The organism is Shewanella sp. 433 (assembly GCF_059338565.1).
In genome coordinates, this window is sequence record NZ_CM181703.1 from 1,908,672 (window position 1) to 1,925,370 (window position 16,699).

Annotated in this window: 11 protein-coding genes; 3 read left to right on the top strand and 8 right to left on the bottom strand. The window is 45.3% G+C overall.

Features of this window, described 5'->3' with window-relative positions; translation table 11 throughout:
• Positions 1-60 precede the first annotated feature (60 nt).
• From AC5YB1_RS08405 to AC5YB1_RS08430, 6 genes are read right to left on the bottom strand one after another with little or no spacing between them, the layout of a single operon-like run.
• Positions 61-1,680 (bottom strand): BatD family protein, encoded by a 1,620-nt coding sequence (locus AC5YB1_RS08405; protein ID WP_494521458.1) that lies wholly within the window; start codon positions 1,678-1,680, stop codon positions 61-63.
• Positions 1,674-3,590 carry a vWA domain-containing protein gene (locus tag AC5YB1_RS08410; protein ID WP_494521459.1) on the bottom strand — a complete coding sequence of 639 codons (1,917 nt, stop codon included), beginning with the start codon at positions 3,588-3,590 and terminating at the stop codon, positions 1,674-1,676. The genes AC5YB1_RS08405 and AC5YB1_RS08410 overlap by 7 nt, the downstream gene beginning before the upstream one ends.
• Positions 3,587-4,591 (bottom strand): vWA domain-containing protein, encoded by a 1,005-nt coding sequence (locus tag AC5YB1_RS08415; RefSeq protein WP_494521460.1) that lies wholly within the window; start codon positions 4,589-4,591, stop codon positions 3,587-3,589. The genes AC5YB1_RS08410 and AC5YB1_RS08415 overlap by 4 nt, the downstream gene beginning before the upstream one ends.
• Entirely contained in the window at positions 4,579-5,082 is a 504-nt protein-coding gene (locus AC5YB1_RS08420; RefSeq protein ID WP_494521461.1) for a DUF4381 domain-containing protein, read from the bottom strand. The genes AC5YB1_RS08415 and AC5YB1_RS08420 overlap by 13 nt, the downstream gene beginning before the upstream one ends.
• The gene (locus AC5YB1_RS08425) at positions 5,083-6,012 is read right to left on the bottom strand and encodes a DUF58 domain-containing protein (protein WP_494521462.1); all 930 of its coding nucleotides are present in this window, start codon (positions 6,010-6,012) and stop codon (positions 5,083-5,085) included.
• The gene (locus tag AC5YB1_RS08430; protein ID WP_110456115.1) at positions 6,012-6,968 is read right to left on the bottom strand and encodes an AAA family ATPase; all 957 of its coding nucleotides are present in this window, start codon (positions 6,966-6,968) and stop codon (positions 6,012-6,014) included. The genes AC5YB1_RS08425 and AC5YB1_RS08430 overlap by 1 nt, the downstream gene beginning before the upstream one ends.
• Before the next feature lie 402 nt (positions 6,969-7,370).
• On the opposite strand from AC5YB1_RS08430, the gene fadI reads away from it, so the two are divergent.
• The 3 genes from fadI (at position 7,371) to AC5YB1_RS08445 (ending at position 11,257) form a co-directional block, all read left to right on the top strand.
• On the top strand, positions 7,371-8,681 hold the full coding sequence (gene fadI, locus AC5YB1_RS08435) for an acetyl-CoA C-acyltransferase FadI (protein WP_494521463.1): 1,311 nt from the start codon (positions 7,371-7,373) through the stop codon (positions 8,679-8,681).
• Between the two features lie 4 nt (positions 8,682-8,685).
• The gene (gene fadJ / locus AC5YB1_RS08440) at positions 8,686-10,806 is read left to right on the top strand and encodes a fatty acid oxidation complex subunit alpha FadJ (protein WP_494521464.1); all 2,121 of its coding nucleotides are present in this window, start codon (positions 8,686-8,688) and stop codon (positions 10,804-10,806) included.
• 295 nt (positions 10,807-11,101) lie between these two features.
• Positions 11,102-11,257 carry a hypothetical protein gene (locus AC5YB1_RS08445; protein ID WP_494521465.1) on the top strand — a complete coding sequence of 52 codons (156 nt, stop codon included), beginning with the start codon at positions 11,102-11,104 and terminating at the stop codon, positions 11,255-11,257.
• A gap of 253 nt (positions 11,258-11,510) precedes the next feature.
• Here the strand turns inward: AC5YB1_RS08445 and AC5YB1_RS08450 are convergent, their stop codons facing one another.
• Both AC5YB1_RS08450 and AC5YB1_RS08455 read right to left on the bottom strand, forming a co-directional pair.
• Positions 11,511-12,185 (bottom strand): hypothetical protein, encoded by a 675-nt coding sequence (locus AC5YB1_RS08450; protein WP_494521466.1) that lies wholly within the window; start codon positions 12,183-12,185, stop codon positions 11,511-11,513.
• Positions 12,186-12,381: 196 nt separating this feature from the next.
• On the bottom strand, positions 12,382-16,698 hold the full coding sequence (locus AC5YB1_RS08455; protein ID WP_494521467.1) for an EAL domain-containing protein: 4,317 nt from the start codon (positions 16,696-16,698) through the stop codon (positions 12,382-12,384).
• Between the last annotated feature and the right edge of the window lies 1 nt (position 16,699).

Genomic DNA, 16,699 nt, shown 5'->3' on the forward strand with positions numbered 1-16,699 from the left:
ATTTTGTGGTGAACCAACTGCAATAAGGGTATTCCTGTTGTTGCGACTAACGCAAATAGCTTAGCTTGGATTTAACGATGATAAAGCACTGGAAGATGGTGTTTGCATCGTGTTTGTAACTTGTTTAATAGCATCAAGTAGGGCCGAAGTGTCGATCGCTTGTGGTACTTGGCTATAAGCTTGGCGTTGAATATTATCGATATTGTGTTTAAGAGCGGGGCTGAGCGCCGCTATCTCACTTAAGGACATAGGCTTGCCTTGTTGTAAGCTAAAGTAGTGTTGCAGCGCCAAGATGATGGTGCCCGCTTGACCCGTTTGACAGGCTTGGCGCAGTGCCGTTAACCCCGTGCTTTGCTGGGACCTCGATGACGCTGGCGAGGCGACTTTTGCTACCGATTTACCACGCTCTTTAGCCCACAGCAGCAGAGTCAGTAGCCACAGTAGTGCCAACAATGCGCTCAGATAAGGCCAAAAGCCAGCGCTGGGTTGCACTGTGGTGGCGCTTGGGTTGAGCGCTACCGGGTTGGCACTGGCGGCTATCACGTTGACCGTACGCGCCGGTAGGGTGGCAAACTCTTGGGTCTGCGTGATGTAATTAAACCAAGGCACGCGGATCTCGGGTAAGGTGTAGCTGCCCGCTTGAGTCGGTACTATCGCCGCCGTTTGTGTTAGCTGTGACACCACCTGTTTGTCGCGCACAAAGGTTTCTCGTTTGGGCTTTTCAGGATACATTTTAAAGCCATCGGGTAGCCCAATGGTTAATGCTGGCAGGCTGGTTTGCTCGGTATTAGAGGCCAGCAGGGTAATATTGCGGGTGATGGGCGTGCCGACCTCTATGGTATCGAGATCAGGCCAATCTTCTTTAAGTACCACCAGATCGCTCACCAACCATTGGCCGTGGTATTGGCTGGGAATCGGTAAAATCGTGATTTCACTCGGCGCCGCTTGCGCTTGCATGGGGCGGCTTTCATTAAATGAGAACATACCACCACGCCGCGAGGCTTCAATTAATACATCACCAGAAAAAGTAGCGCCCGATAAGTGTAAGGTGCCGGGTTTATCGGCCACAATGCTATAGCTGCGCTCGATGACACGATAGCGCCGCCCATCGACAATTTCGCTGCTATCACTGTCTTCGCCTAACTGCTTGAGTTGCGCCCCCTCCACATTGGGAGCGCTCAATACGCCGCGTTGCAGCTCAACGGCTAGATAGAGCTTTACCTTGTAGGTGACCAACTGACCGACATAAGCCTGCTCGGTGGAGAGCGAGCTGCGGATAAATAGGTTTTTCATCTGCGTAGGTTGACTGCCAGGCGCCGTGACCGTCAGCGTGATGGGCGAGGAGCTGACATTATCAATGGTGAGCGCGGGAATAATCAGCTGCCCTGTGCGTTTGGGGGCTAATAACACTTGCCAGCGCGTCTCTTTACGTGCATCGAAATTGACTATTTGGGTGCTGCGACTCACGCTGGTGCGTCCCACGATAAAGTCTTTTAATAGCGCCGAGGTGTCTAAGCTACCGTTGCTGATATCGTCGTCGGCCTTAATCGTCAGTACTAGGTATTCGCCCTCTATGGCAGGATTTCTGTCAACCGAGGTCTCAAGTTGAGTTAAGGCAAAAGCTGGCTGGATAAGAGTCAGAGCCAATAAGGCAAAAGTTAAAAAATATCGATTTACCACTGTTCACTTTCCTTTGATGTAATGCCCTGACGGCGGCGTTTTTCATACTCTAATAGCATCTTATTACGCAGCAGAACCTGCGGATCGTCTATGACGCCGCTTAGTGCGCGTTGCATGTCGGCTGGCAGCTCCTCGGGCGGAGCTGGCTGACTGACAGCTTGGGCCTGCGGATTATCATGAGGGGCTTTATCCGAGTCTTCATTTAGATCTGCTGCTGCATTGGAACTGTCGTTTTCGTTAGCGCTGGTATCGCTGCGCGCTTGTGCTTGTTCAGGCTGAGTCTGCTCATTATTCTCATCAGACTTGGGAGCTTGAGCGCTCATTGGTGCTTCGTTATTTGGCTCATCATCACCAGTGGCGGGAACATTATCCGGCTGTGATGACGGCTCGCTGGGCTGTTGATCAGGTTGCGGTTCACTTTGTTCACTTGCGCTCTGTTTATCGCCTGACTTGTCATCGCTTTGCTGCTGATTGCTGTCAGATCCTTCTTGCTGTTGCGTGTCTTGATTTTGTTCGCTCTGACTTTGCTGCTCACTATCAGCTTGTTGCTGCTCACTATCAGCTTGTTGCTGCGCCAGCAGTTGTTGGGCTAAGGCTAAATTATGCTGCGCATCGCTAAAGTCGTTATCTTGAGCTAGCGCCTGTTGATAGCGCTTAATAGCAGTCGCATAATCTTGCAGCTGCATTAAGCTATTGCCTTGGTTATAAAAGCCTGTTGCAGTTGTGTCTTGCTCAAACAGCTTAAGGGCTTGTTGGTAATCGCCTTCGCGATACCGAGCGGCCGCTTGCCAATTAGGATCGGAAAACAAGCTTGCCGCTTGCTGATAATTTTGGTTTTCATAGGCTTGCATTGCACGTTGGTTGTCTGTCTGCCAAGGGTGTAGCCAACTGTTGGCGTAGGCGGGCGTCGGTTGGCTGAACAACATGATGCAGCTAAGTGCTGCAATGGCGTGGCGAAAGCTTAATAGTGCTGGCAATAACAATAATAAAGCGATATATGGGCCAGCATCGAGCCACAGCTCACCTTCTAAATCGCTGGCTTTAGTTGCTGTGCTCTGGGCTAACCATAGGTTTAGCGCGCTGAGATCGCTGCCATCGGCGTGATAAGTAAATACCTTGCCGCCATTGGCGCTGGCTAATTCACTTAAATGTTGATAATCGGTTTTGGCTACCACTACTTGGTCGCTGCGATCGCGCATTAATTGTCCGTCAGGTAAACGAATTGCGGCGCCTTGTGGGCTGCCAAAGGCAAGCACTGAGAGCCGATATTGGCTGCCTTGTAAATGCGCTTTGGCTTGATTAATTTGCTCTACAGCTACCCCATCGGTGAGTAATATGATATCGCCGCGCAGATGTCCCCCTTGTTTAAGCAAAGTGGTTGCTTGGGTTAAAGCCGCAGGCAAATTAGAGCCCGGGACTGGCATGATCTCTGGCGATAGGGTGGGTAATAGATTCAACAGGGTCGCCCTGTCTCGGGTCAGTGGGCTAATGGTAAAGGCATCACCAGCATAGGCAATTAAGCCCGTTTCACCTTCGCTGAGACTGCTAATAAGATCGTTGGCTTTAAATTTAGCTTGAGTTAAGCGGTTAGGCACCAAGTCGGTGGCGTACATCGACAGTGACATATCCATCACTATCACGCGTCCTTGGTTGGTTTCAAATACCGGTAGGGTTTGCTTGGTAAAAGCAGGACCTGACAACGCGAGTACCGCGATACACCAGCTAAAACCAATCACATGTAGATGGCGTTTACCTGACTGTGTTTGGCTTGATACCAGTACCTTGGCCAAATGAGGCGCGATGTAGCGATTCCAGCTCGATATCTGGTATTGGCTACGACGGGTAAACCACAATAATAGTGCCAAGGGGAATAGGGCCAATAGCCATTCGGGGCGTAAAAAATGGATCATAAGGCTCCCCGTGATCTTAACCATGGCAGCGACTGAAATAACGGCAACTGCCACAATATCAGCAGAACACTGATAAGTAAGGCTGCGCTTAACGGATAATAAAACAACTCTGATTGAGGACGATAGGTGAGTTGATCGCTGTTGGTCGGCTCTAACTTATCGATCATTTGATAAATTTGTTCCAGTTCGGTGGCATTGCGGGCGCGAAAGTAACGTCCGTTTGTGGCGCTGGCCAGCGCCGTCAATTGCGCTTCATCAAGATCCATCGACGGGTTAACGCGCTCGTTACCAAATAGGGTACGCCGCTCCATTATCTCGGTTCCGACCCCAATGGTATAGATGGTCACGCCGCGTTTGGCGGCAATGGCAGCAGCTTGATCTGGACTAATATTGCCCGAGTTATTCGAGCCGTCGGTGAGGAGGATCAGCACCCGGTTACTTTGTTGCTGTTGGTCGAAGCGTTTAACCGCCAGGGCGATGGCTTCGCCAATGGCTGTTTGTTTTCCCACCAGGCCGATTTGGGCTTCGGCTAAAAACTGGGCTATAGAGCGGCGATCTTGTGTCAGCGGCGCTTGCAAATATGCGTGGTCGGCAAACAAAATGAGGCCCAATTTGTCACCTTTACGGCGCTGGATAAAATCACTCATAACCGCTTGCACTAAGGTAAAACGATCCACCGTTTTACCCTCGATGACCATATCTTCAATCTGCATACTGCCTGATAAATCAATGGCTAACATCAAGTCGCGCCCTTTGCTGGGCAGCTCGATAGCATCGCCAATCCACAATGGCCGCGCGGCGCTTAGCACCAACAGTGACCAAATAAGCCAATAGGGTAAGCGCCGACGCTGTGGCCGCTGCTGGCTAACCTGCGCACCGGCATCGGCAACACCGGGTAGGTGTAAATGGCCACCCGTTTGATGCTGTTGGGCGCCTGAGCCTTTAAACATCAAGGGTAATGGCAGTAACAGTAATAGCCAAGGCCAGGCTAATGTGAACATGCTGCCTCCTTAGTCGATGCGCGATGCTTGAGTGGCAGTGCCTGCTTAAGCCAGCCTATGGCAGCTAGGCGCAGTTGCTCAGCTTGAGTGGGAGTGAGTGCCTTGGACTGGTAGCGTTTAGCTAATAACAGCGGCAAGTTATCGTCTATGTGAGTGACCTGCTGCTGTAGCCACTGTAACCAGGCTTCACCTTCAAGTGATGCCACCTGTTCACGGGGCAGGTAGCTCATGGCGCTGCGTTTGAGTATGGTGTTAACTTCAATAGCAAATTGTGGGTGATTGAGCGCCAGATGGGCTAATTGCTTTAATGCTTCACGTTTCGCGGCGCGATGTCGATATTGCTTGATGAACCACCATAGGCAGACAGCCAAAATAGTAAGGCATGCGGCCAGTACCAGCCAATAACCGTAAGCGGGTGGCCAGGCATGGATAGGCTCGGGCAGTTGAATGTCTTTCATGGCAGCAAGGGCTGGATTGTTGGCCGTTTGCATCTATCTTAAGGCTCCAATCTGTTGATTCAATGGTTGTGCTGCGCTGATTGTACGTAAACGCGCGTTAAGTTGGCGCATCATATCGATAAAACCTTGTTGCTGGGCGTGTTGGCGGGTTAGCCAACCGTTATAACTGTCTCGGTTGAGCACTAATTCTTGCGCGCCGTCTTTGACTGGCAGCTGAAACTGAGCAGGTAAAGGCAGCTCTCCTTGTCTGAGGGGATCGGTGATCAGTAAGGCGCCTATATCGCAGTGGCGAGATAACTCAGTTAATGGCTGCAGGCACTGCGGCGTGAAATGGCTGCCATCACTGATGATCCAAATCAGTGAGCCGGGCTTGGCTATGCGGCGTAAACGCAGGCAGGCGCGGTAGATATGCTCAGGTTCGCTGACGTGAGCTCCCATACCGTCAAGCTGCGCTTGATGAACCGTTTGCATCGCCGAGATCAATGGCAGCATGGCACTTTGACGACTACGGGGTTTGAGCTCGATATCTTGTTGCTCACAGGCTATGAGCGCACCGAGTCGATCGCCATGGCCCACGGCGCGCCAGCCTAAAGTCGCAGCCACATGAGCGGCTTGCACTGCTTGTAGCATTAGGCTTGAGCCAAAATAGAGGCTATGGCTTAAATCCAGTAGCAGCAGCACTGGCCGCTCGCGTTCTTCAACAAACAATTTAGTATGGGCTTTGCCTGTGCGAGCGGTCACGCGCCAATCTATGGTGCGCACATCGTCACCACTTTGGTAGTGCCGTACTTCGGCAAACTCCATGCCTCGGCCTCTGATGTTGCTCGCGCGGTGGCCTGCGAGAGCCGCGCGAGCTTTGCTTGGCGTTTCAGGCAGAGCGCGGGCAATATTCTGGCATGCAAGTAGCTCTTTTTGATTGAGTGATACGCCATCGGCAAATAGCGGTAATTCACTGACTGACATTAAGGCACCGCGACTTGGCTAAGAATGTGGTTGATCACCTGATCGCTGCTGACGCCCTCGGCCTGAGCCTGATAACTGAGTAGCAATCGATGGCGTAATACGTTGGGCACCACGGCTTGTATATCTTCAGGAGAGACAAAGTCGCGCTCCATTAACCAGGCGCGGGCACGCGCACAGCGCTCGATAGCAATAGTGGCGCGTGGGCTCACGCCGTATTCTAGCCAGCTGGCGAGAGTGTCGCTGTATTGCTGCGGCTGCCTAGTTGCCATCACGATATTGACTATGTATTGCTCTAACGGCTCAGCAAGGTAGAGGCCAAGTGCGGCTTCACGGGCGGCAAAAATATCTGCTTGCGCAATTGGGCTGACACTAGGCGCATCGTGAGTTAGGGCTTCACTACGTGATAACCGCATGATTTTAAATTCAGTTTCGGCGCTCGGGTAATCTAAGTTAAGGTGCATTAGAAACCGGTCGAGTTGCGCTTCGGGCAGAGGATAAGTGCCTTCATTTTCGAGCGGATTTTGCGTGGCCATCACTAAAAATAATTTAGGTAAAGGATAACTGTGTTTGCCAACGGTCACTTGGCCTTCTGCCATGGCTTCGAGAAGTGCCGATTGAACTTTGGCGGGCGCGCGGTTGATCTCATCGGCCAAAATCAGGTTATGAAAGATGGGACCTGCTTCAAATTCAAAGGTGCCCGTTTGTGCGCGGTAGATATCGGTGCCGGTCAGATCGGCTGGTAAAAGATCGGGGGTAAATTGAATGCGATGGAAATCGCCTTCAACGCCATCACTGAGCGCTTTCACCGCGCGGGTTTTGGCTAAACCTGGTGGTCCTTCGACTAACAGGTGTCCATCGGCAATTAATGCGATCAGTAAATTTTCGGTAAGAACAGGCTGACCTAGAATGACATTGTCTAGGTATTCGCGTAATGCATGAAATCGACTTAAAGGCATGATGCTACTCAGTTATATTAATTTGTGTGAGCTATAGACAGCGCATATGGTAAAAAATTCAGACCGGTTTTGGCTAGTCTAAATGCGGGTCAAATTGAGCTTGTTGTGTCTATTGCAATGACATAGGCGTGAAATAAGTTAGCATGCTTAAGGGGTGAGTGACACTAATGACTAAGGGTAAACTTTTTATTAAACATTGTTAATACAGAAAATTTTTTAATTTCACTGTCTAGAAACCAAACAAGTGTTTAAAACTTTGGAATAAGAAGTTAGAATCAGATCACACTTTGATGGTCTGACCTGTTTGATTGCTTGGGTTAAAGAGCTGAATCTGTGGGTAAGGAAACAATAATAATTGCGCCATGAGAATCTATTCGAATAGGCGTGACACGAGGGCAAAAAATGAGTCATCTACAGCAAGTTAGGAATGCAAAAGGCGATCGTATTGCGATTGTGATGGGGCTTAGAACCCCGTTTGCTAAGCAAGCGAGCGCGTTTCATGGCGTATCGGCGTTGGATATGGGCAAGATGGTGGTTAACGAACTGCTTGCCCGTTCAGAGCTGGATCCCAAGGAGATTGAGCAACTGGTTTATGGGCAAGTGGTGCAGATGCCGGCAGCGCCCAATATAGCGCGTGAAATTGTGCTTGGCACAGGCATGAACGTAGCGACCGATGCTTACAGCGTGACGCGAGCATGTGCGACCAGTTTCCAGTCGACCGTTAATGTGGCTGAATCTATCATGACGGGCAATATCGACATCGGCATTGCTGGTGGCGCCGACTCCTCTTCAGTATTACCCATAGGTGTGTCAAAAAAACTGGCCCATGCGCTAGTGGATTTGAATAAAGCCCGTACTTTTAGCCAAAAGCTGACTATCTTCAGACGCCTTGGTTTAAAAGATTTATTACCCGTCCCGCCTGCGGTCGCCGAATACTCAACCGGCTTGTCAATGGGGCAAACGGCAGAGCAGATGGCTAAAACCTATAATATTAGCCGCGCCGATCAAGATGCGCTGGCCCATCGCTCGCACACCTTGGCGACAGAAACATGGGATTCAGGTAACTTACGCGATGAAGTGATGACAGCCCATGTGCCGCCTTATAAGTCCTTTATCGATCGGGATAATAATATTCGTCAAAATTCATCTCTAGAGTCTTATGCCAAACTGCGCCCCGCGTTTGATCGTAAACATGGCACAGTCACCGCTGCTAATAGTACGCCATTAACCGACGGCGCTTCGGCGGTGTTGTTGATGAGCGAAAGTCGTGCTAAAGCCTTAGGTTATCAACCTATTGGCTATATCAAGAGCTACGCTTTTACCGCCATTGATGTGTGGCAAGATATGCTGATGGGCCCATCATACGCTACGCCGTTAGCCCTTAAGCGAGCGGGAATGGAGCTGGAAGATTTAACCCTTATCGAGATGCACGAAGCATTTGCGGCGCAAACCCTGGCTAATATGCAGATGTTCGCGTCGAAGAAATTTGCCGCAGAAAAGCTCGGCCGCGATCGCGCCATCGGTGAAATTGATATGAGTAAATTTAATGTGCTGGGTGGTTCACTCGCTTATGGTCATCCTTTTGCGGCCACAGGTACACGTTTGATAACCCAAGTGTGTCGTGAATTGAAACGACGTGGTGGGGGCACGGGTCTTGCCACGGCCTGCGCCGCGGGTGGTCTTGGTGCAGCAATGATTGTAGAAGTGGAGTGATCTCATGGAAAAGAGTTTTAGTTTAAATCGCCTTGAAAATGGCATTGCCGTTCTGACAATGGATGTACCTGGCGAAACAATGAATACCCTGCGCGCCGAATTTGGCCCAGAGATCTGTGAAATGTTGGCCGAGATAAAAGCGGACTCACAGATCCGTGGCATAGTGTTGGTGTCGGGCAAAAAAGATTCATTTGTGGCTGGTGCTGATATTTCTATGCTGGCTGCGTGTCAAACCGCCGAAGATGCAAGACAGCTGTCTAAACAGGGTCATGAGGTGTTTCAGGCTCTTGAGTCGCTAAACATTCCTGTGGTTGCCGCCATTCACGGTGCCTGCCTAGGTGGCGGATTAGAGTTGGCATTAGCCTGTCATCAGCGAGTGTGCAGTGACAGTAATAAAACCATGATGGGACTGCCTGAAGTACAGTTAGGCTTATTACCCGGCGGCGGCGGTACCCAGCGATTACCGCGTTTGGTGGGGATCACCACTGCACTGGATATGATGTTGACGGGTAAGCAAGTTCGCCCTAAACAAGCCTTGAAAATGGGCTTAGTGAACGATGTGGTACCTGAATCGATTTTGTTGCAAACGGCCATAGAGATGGCGTTAGCAGGCAAAAAAATAGCGCCTAAACGTAAAGTGTCGCTGGTCAATCGTCTGCTAGAAGGCACGCCTGTTGGGCGCAATATTGTGTTCGATCAAGCGTTAAAGCAAGTAAACAAAAAGACTCAAGGCAACTATCCTGCGCCAGCTAAAATTATCGATTGCGTACGTCAAGGCATGACCAAAAGTATGGTCGTAGGTCTTGATGTCGAAGCGAGTCATTTTGGTGACTTAGTGGTGTCGGCCGAGTCGGCAGCGTTAAGAAGTATTTTTTTTGCCACCACAGAGATGAAAAAAGAGTCGGGTGCAGGTGATGTGCAACCTAAACCCGTTCATAAAGCGGTGATTTTGGGCGGCGGCTTAATGGGCGGTGGTATTGCGTCTGTGACCACCACTAAAGCTAAAATTCCGGTGCGGGTCAAAGATATCAATGAAACCGGATTAAGCAACGCATTATCCTATGCCTACAAGCTACTGGATAAAGGGGTTAAGCGTCGTCATATGACGCCGGCCGTGCGTGATAATTTAATGGCGCTGATGACTACGACCACTGAGTATACAGGCGTTAAAGATGCAGATATCGTTGTTGAAGCGGTATTTGAAGATTTAGCCTTAAAACATCAGATGGTTAAAGATATTGAGCGTGAATGTGGCGAAGAGACCATTTTTGCCTCAAATACCTCGTCATTGCCCATCTCACAAATTGCAGAGGCGGCAGAGCGCCCTGAAAATGTGATTGGTTTACATTATTTCTCGCCAGTCGAAAAGATGCCTCTTGTCGAGGTGATTGCCCATGAAAAAACCTCGGCGCAAACGATTGCGACGACAGTGGCGTTTGCGCGTAAGCAAGGCAAGACACCGATTGTTGTGCAAGATGGCGCTGGTTTTTATGTCAACCGTATTTTAGCCTTGTACATGAATGAAGCGGCCAACTTATTGCTGGAAGGGCAAAGCGTTGACCATCTAGATAAAGCCTTAGTCAAGTTTGGTTTTCCGGTTGGGCCAATGACATTGCTTGATGAAGTCGGTATTGATGTTGGGGCTAAGATTTCGCCTATTTTGGAGAAAGAACTTGGTGAGCGTTTTAAAGCCCCCGCAGCCTTTGATAAGTTGCTTGGTGACGATCGTAAGGGTCGTAAAAATGGCAAAGGCTTCTATCAATACGGGTCTAAATCGAAAAAGAAACAGGTTGATGAGACGGTATATACTTTGTTGGGGTTAACCCCATCTGCGAGTACCGATGCCTCTGAATTGGCACAGCGCTGTGTCGTGCAGATGCTTAATGAAGCGGTGCGCTGCTTAGAAGAGGGGATTATTGCCTCTGCACGTGATGGTGATATCGGTGCGATATTTGGGATAGGTTTCCCGCCGTTTTTAGGTGGCCCTTTCCGCTATATCGATACATTAGGGGCAGACAAATTAGTAGAGCAATTAAACCGTTATGCCAATGTCCATGGTGAACGATTTAAGCCGTGCGCGACACTATTGGAAATGGCGGCTTCAGGTGCACAATTTCATCAATAAGTGAGCTTGTTGAAAAATTGACAGTAACCATATAAACCCTAATGTAAAACGACTGGGTTTTAGTTAACAACGCGGCAACATTATGCCGCGTTTTTTTTTGGCTTAAGGAAAATCATTGCCTGTTTTTTGTTCGTTTGTTACCTTGGTTTCGTTATCATGGCTGCTTGCAAAACTATTGGCACAAACGTGCCAGTGTGTGATGACACAGGTGATTAGCGGTAACGGGTCAATAAGTTAACAGTTGAGGTTTTAAGTGATTGTATTGGTAAGTATTCTCACATTAAGCAGTGTGGTAATGGGAAATATGGCGTTTCGCGCAGGGCTTGGGGTTAAACGCTGGGCCTTATTGGGTTTGCTTATTGGTCCCGTTGGCTACCCCTTGTTAGCAACTCATAAGCGTTTAGCTATCAAACGTGCTCAAGGTAGAGGTGCTGCAATTATTCGCCTGTAATGTTTAGGGCTTTAGTCAGTAGGGAACTATCCAATAGCGAACATCACGAAAAAAGGAGCATATATGCTCCTTTTTTCGTGATTGTGCTTGGTAACCTGTTGCTTGAAGATAATAATTAATTCCACCATCCCTTAGCTGGGATCACTTCTAAACGATTCAGGCCTGCTGGCAGTTTTACTTTTTTACGTTCTGGTTTGTCATTAAGTCCAAGAGCTTTCTTTATTAATTTTAACATAACGATTCTCCTTTAAACTTAAGCCGTTGCTGAGTTGGTGTACTTTATATTAGGAATCCCGGCAACTTGGGTCTCGGCATACTTGATGTTCGGAATCCCGGCAACTTGGGTCTCGGTATACTTGATGTTCGGAATCCCGGCAACTTGGGTCTCGGCATACTTGATGTTCGGAATCCCGGCAACTTGGGTCTCGGTATACTTGATGTTCGGAATCCCGGCAACTTGGGTCTCGGTATACTTGATGTTTGGAATCGCGGCAACTTGGGTCTCGGTATACTTGATGTTCGGAATCCCGGCAACTTGGGTCTCGGTATACTTGATGTTCGGAATCCCGGCAACTTGGGTCTCGGCATACTTGATGTTCGGAATCCCGGCAACTTGGGTCTCGGTATACTTGATGTTCGGAATCCCGGCAACTTGGTTCTCGGTATACTTGATGTTCGGAATCCCAGCAACTTGGGTCTCGGTATACTTGATGTTCGGAATCCCAGCAACTTGGGTCTCGGTATACTTGATGTTCGGAATCCCGGCAACTTGGGTCTCGGTATACTTGATGTTTGGAATCCCAGCGATTTGAGCTTTAGTGTCTCTGCTTTTATGAGAATCTGCTAACTTGTGAGTTTCTATATCGATAACATTAGTTGAATAAGTAGTTAATGATAAAGCGATGGCAGTAACAATTGAGGTAATCATAGTGTTAGTTCTCTCAGAGTAATAATTTTATTATTGCCAACAAATAGTTGACGTCTGAAAGAAGTATTGCAGGTGTTATGCCATGTTTTTAATTTATTGCCAATCAATGCACCTTTGGTTGTTTTTTTGTTTATTTTATGCGCTGTAATTTAGGGCTAAGGTACAGCTTTAGCGATAACTGAAGCTATAAATGCTCCTATGCTTTTTTAATGTTATCGATTGACTGGGCTTGCAAGTTCTCTCGCTTTAAAAGTTCACTAAAGTCATGTTCAGTAACCGCCTTGCTGAATATAAACCCTTGAATTTCCTCACACTTAAGCGCTTTTAAAATACTTAGTTGTGATGCGTCCTCAACTCCTTCGCCAACGACTGATAAGCCCATGTTGTGGGCGATGGTAATGATTGAGTCTACCATCTTTAAGTCTCTATCCGATTTATCGATATCATCGACAAATGCTTTATCGATTTTTAATGTATTTATAGGGAAGCGTTTGAGGTAAGACAGTGATGAATAGCCGGTACCAAAGTCATCTAACGCTAGGCTCACCCCCATTTTGGACAGTTGCATCATGACCTTGATGGCTTTTTCCGGATGTTTAATGACAGTGCCTTCGGTAATTTCAAGTTCTAGATTACTTGCCGGCAGTTGAGTGAGTCGTAAAATTGACTCTATGCGCTGCTGTAAATCAGGAAGTGCAAATTGTAGTGACGATAAATTGACGGCAACACGTCCATTAAACAGACCTTGGTTGCGCCAGTTCTGCGCTGCGAAGCAAGCTTTTCGCATAACCACTTCACCAATTTCGACGATAAGGCCATTCTCTTCAGCTAATGGTATAAATTCATTAGGAGGAATTAACCCCAGAGTTGGATGGTTTAGACGAACGAGTGCTTCCATTCCCGCCATTTTACCCGATTTGAGATCGACTTTAGGTTGATAGTAAACTTCAAACAGATCCTCTTTTAGCCCTTGTCTGATCAGGTTTTCAACTTCCAACTGGCGAATAGCATTGCGGTTGAGTGATTCAGAATAAAATTGGTAACGATTACCGCCAGCAGATTTAGCATGATACATGGCGATATCGGCTTTTCGGAGCAGCGCTTGTTCATTTTGATCATCTTCAGGGTAGAGTACTATACCAATACTCACCCCAACGACGACTCTGTCCCTAGCAAGCTCAAAAGGATTTAAAAACGCATCGACTACTTTATTTGCAATAACTGCACTCGACCCAATATCAGGATTATTATCGACGAGGATAGCGAATTCATCTCCCCCTAATCGGTAGATACTAGTATGGCGTGGCACATTGGCTTCAATTCTTTGTGCTACTTGAATTAGGAGTTCATCGCCTACTTGATGTCCTAATGAATCATTGATTTTTTTGAAATTATCCAGATCGAGGATCATTAACGTATGATGTGTATCTTTTTTGACTAGATTTCCCAAAGTCACCATTAAACTAGATCGATTAGGAAGATTGGTTAATAAATCATTGTTGGTAAGTTTTCTTAGTTCTTCTTCTTGTTGTTTACGACGTGAAATATCTGAAAATACACCGACATAATGGGAGAGTACCCCTTGCTCATCGTAAATAGCATCGACAGTGAGCTCCATTAAGAAGCTACTACCATCTCCTTTTGGTGATTCTACTTCATTACTCCAGCTGCCTTGTTGTTGCAATATAGAGCGGATCTGTTGAGAGTAACTTTCTGGATATAGATCGAATTTAAATGTTGAACCGATAAAATCATTACGGCTTGTTTCACATAAGTCACAACAGGCCTCGTTTACCTCAACAAACTTAAATTCATTGTCTAAAATGAACATCCCTTCAGAGATATTTTCGATAGCACGTTCAAATAACCTTAATTGCTCTTCAGCCTGTTTGAAGTTACTGATATTTTTGATGGTGCCTGTCATCCGCAGGGCTTTATCATCTTCATCTCGCTCAACTATCTTTGCTCTATCTAAAATCCACACCCATTGTTCATCTTTACCTTTGACACGGTATGCCGCTTCAAAATGATCGGTTTCACCGTAAAAGTGTTTGTTTAATGCTGTATTCACTCGCTCCTGATCCATGGGGTGGATATTGCTTTCTTGGCCTTGTTCACCCGAACGCTGGCCATCGCGAGGGAACTCTAATGAACCCCAAATATTAGAGCGATAAATTTGTCCTGTTTCAATATCCCAGTCCCACATCTCATCACCACTTCCCCAGAGTGATAATTTTAAGCGCTCTTCTGATTTAGCGATTTGGCGTTGTATTTCGCGTTTTTTCAGTATCACCTTGGCGATAATACTACTAATGATTAAAAATATAGAAAAATAAATTAATTTAGCTTGAAGTGATAACCACCAAGGAGGGGTTATTTCTATTTCTAAACTTCTTACTTTTCCATTATCATTTGTTAAAGGGTTAATTGAATGTACATTAAAAACATAATTACCAGGCGATAGATTAGTATAAGTTGCTGTATTATTTCCTTGTGACTCTACCCAGGTATCAGACAGTCCAGACATTTGGTATGCATAGTTAATGTTTTCAGCGTTACTCCCTGGTGAATTAAATTTCAACGTAAATGGGTAGTCTGAGTATTTTATTTTTATTTTTTCAGTTAACTCCATCGGCTTATTTAATATGCTTCCATCAGTTGCTTGTGGAATGTTGAATATTAATAGTTCTTTAATTTTAGTTAGTGGTGCGAGTGTGTTTTTTAATGTTATTTCTAGATCATTTTTAGATATTTTGCTAATTCCGGAAACACCACCAATAAACAATTCTTCCCCTATGATTAGCGCGGATTGAGAATTATATTCATCTTGACTACCAAACTTATCGGTAAGTATGTACTTTTCTTTTTTGTTTCTATCTAATACTACAACTTCATTAATTGATGCCGCAAATATAAAATTATCAATAACTGATATTGAGAATATTGGCTTTTCATTTGAGAATATATTGCTAAGGGTTTGGCTTTTAAAATTAAATGACTTGATTGAATCATTTGTACCAAATAAAAGTTCGTTTTTATACTTTCCTAGGCTTACCACGAAACTACTGTTGTATATATTTCTTACATTACTTCCATCAATAGCAAATAAACCACTTTGTGTGGCAACATAAAAGAGGTTCTCTATTTCTATAATATCAAAGATAGGTTTTTCAATGTCGACGTAGATCTCTGTTATTTTATTCGATTTTAAATTAATTTTTAATAAACTTCCGTCAATTGTCCCTGCAAGTAAATTGTTTTTTACACCGTCAATTTTTAGAGAGAAAACATTCCGATTATTTATTTTTTTTATTTCATTTGTCTCTATGTCTACAGAAAGTAAACCTGTACTTGTACCTATATACAGTATTTCTTCATATATTAGCGTTGATTTTGGCCCTGCAACTTTAGTGTCAATATCAAAAACTTTTTTAAAACTACGGTTAAAAACACTTATGCTTGTATCGTCTGTACTAACGACTATATAGTTGTTTTTTTTATTGCTGGAGATTGACCATATGTTACTTTTTGATGTGTTAATATCTATTTTGGATATTGTGTTTGATAATTTTGGGATAATCATTAATCCGGAGTTTTTGATAGGGATGTAAAGTGTTTTATTCCCCTTAAATATTCCATTGCTTGTTTTTTCTGTCGTTTCCCCTAACTTCTCAAACACACCATCTACTAATTCAAATACCTTATTTTTGTTAATAGCTAGAGTTGTTCCGTTGGTGTTCTTTACAGAATCAAAAATATTTTCATTATACTTCTCTATTTCTAATGAATTATCTAAAGTGTAAGTGCCGTTTTTTTTGTAAATATATAGTTTAGAATTTATGGTTTCAATATCGTTTGTGTTTTTTGCTATTAATTTATTGTTTGAAGCTTTTAAAATATCACCATCATAGTTTCTTATGTAATAGTCACCATTAACCTTTATTGATTTTTTTACGCCATTATAAACCCCAGAGAATTCCTCTATTAAATTTAGTTTTTTGTCAATAATATAAAGGTTGTTTTCTGTACCAATTGTATAGTGTTCTCCTGATTTATTAAGAGACCAAATAGGTTTTTCGTCAATCTTCATTAATGAATCGATCTTTGAAAAACTATCTGTTTCTTTAATATACTTTACGATTCCCTTATCAGTTCCAATAAAAAGATCATTATTTATAATGATAGAACTTCGAATGAATGAGCTAGTCAGGCCAGTATTTTTGCTTGCAAAATAGTGTGTAAAGTTAATGCCATCGAAACGATTTAATCCATTTAATGTACCAATCCAAATATAACCGTCTTGATCTTCTACTACAGAAGTCACTGTAGTTTGAGATAAACCTTGTTTAACGCTATAAGTTTTACTTTTGAGTAAAATAGTGGGATTGATCGTCTCGCTGGCGATGGATAAACCAGAAAAAGAGAGGGTTAAAAAAAGAATTAGTATCAAATTTTTCAAAGAATTAGGCATAATTATTAGTTTGATTATTAGCCAGTAGTGCTTAGGCAGCATG

Coding starts and splice junctions, on each gene's coding strand:
- fadJ (WP_494521464.1), top strand. CDS start 8,686: ATGGAAAAGAGTTTTAGTTTAAATCGCCTTGAAAATGGCATTGCCGTT.
- AC5YB1_RS08415 (WP_494521460.1), bottom strand. CDS start 4,591: ATGTTCACATTAGCCTGGCCTTGGCTATTACTGTTACTGCCATTACCC.
- AC5YB1_RS08445 (WP_494521465.1), top strand. CDS start 11,102: ATGGGAAATATGGCGTTTCGCGCAGGGCTTGGGGTTAAACGCTGGGCC.
- AC5YB1_RS08430 (WP_110456115.1), bottom strand. CDS start 6,968: ATGCCTTTAAGTCGATTTCATGCATTACGCGAATACCTAGACAATGTC.
- AC5YB1_RS08425 (WP_494521462.1), bottom strand. CDS start 6,012: ATGTCAGTCAGTGAATTACCGCTATTTGCCGATGGCGTATCACTCAAT.
- AC5YB1_RS08420 (WP_494521461.1), bottom strand. CDS start 5,082: ATGCAAACGGCCAACAATCCAGCCCTTGCTGCCATGAAAGACATTCAA.
- AC5YB1_RS08450 (WP_494521466.1), bottom strand. CDS start 12,185: ATGATTACCTCAATTGTTACTGCCATCGCTTTATCATTAACTACTTAT.
- AC5YB1_RS08410 (WP_494521459.1), bottom strand. CDS start 3,590: ATGATCCATTTTTTACGCCCCGAATGGCTATTGGCCCTATTCCCCTTG.
- fadI (WP_494521463.1), top strand. CDS start 7,371: ATGAGTCATCTACAGCAAGTTAGGAATGCAAAAGGCGATCGTATTGCG.
- AC5YB1_RS08455 (WP_494521467.1), bottom strand. CDS start 16,698: ATGCTGCCTAAGCACTACTGGCTAATAATCAAACTAATAATTATGCCT.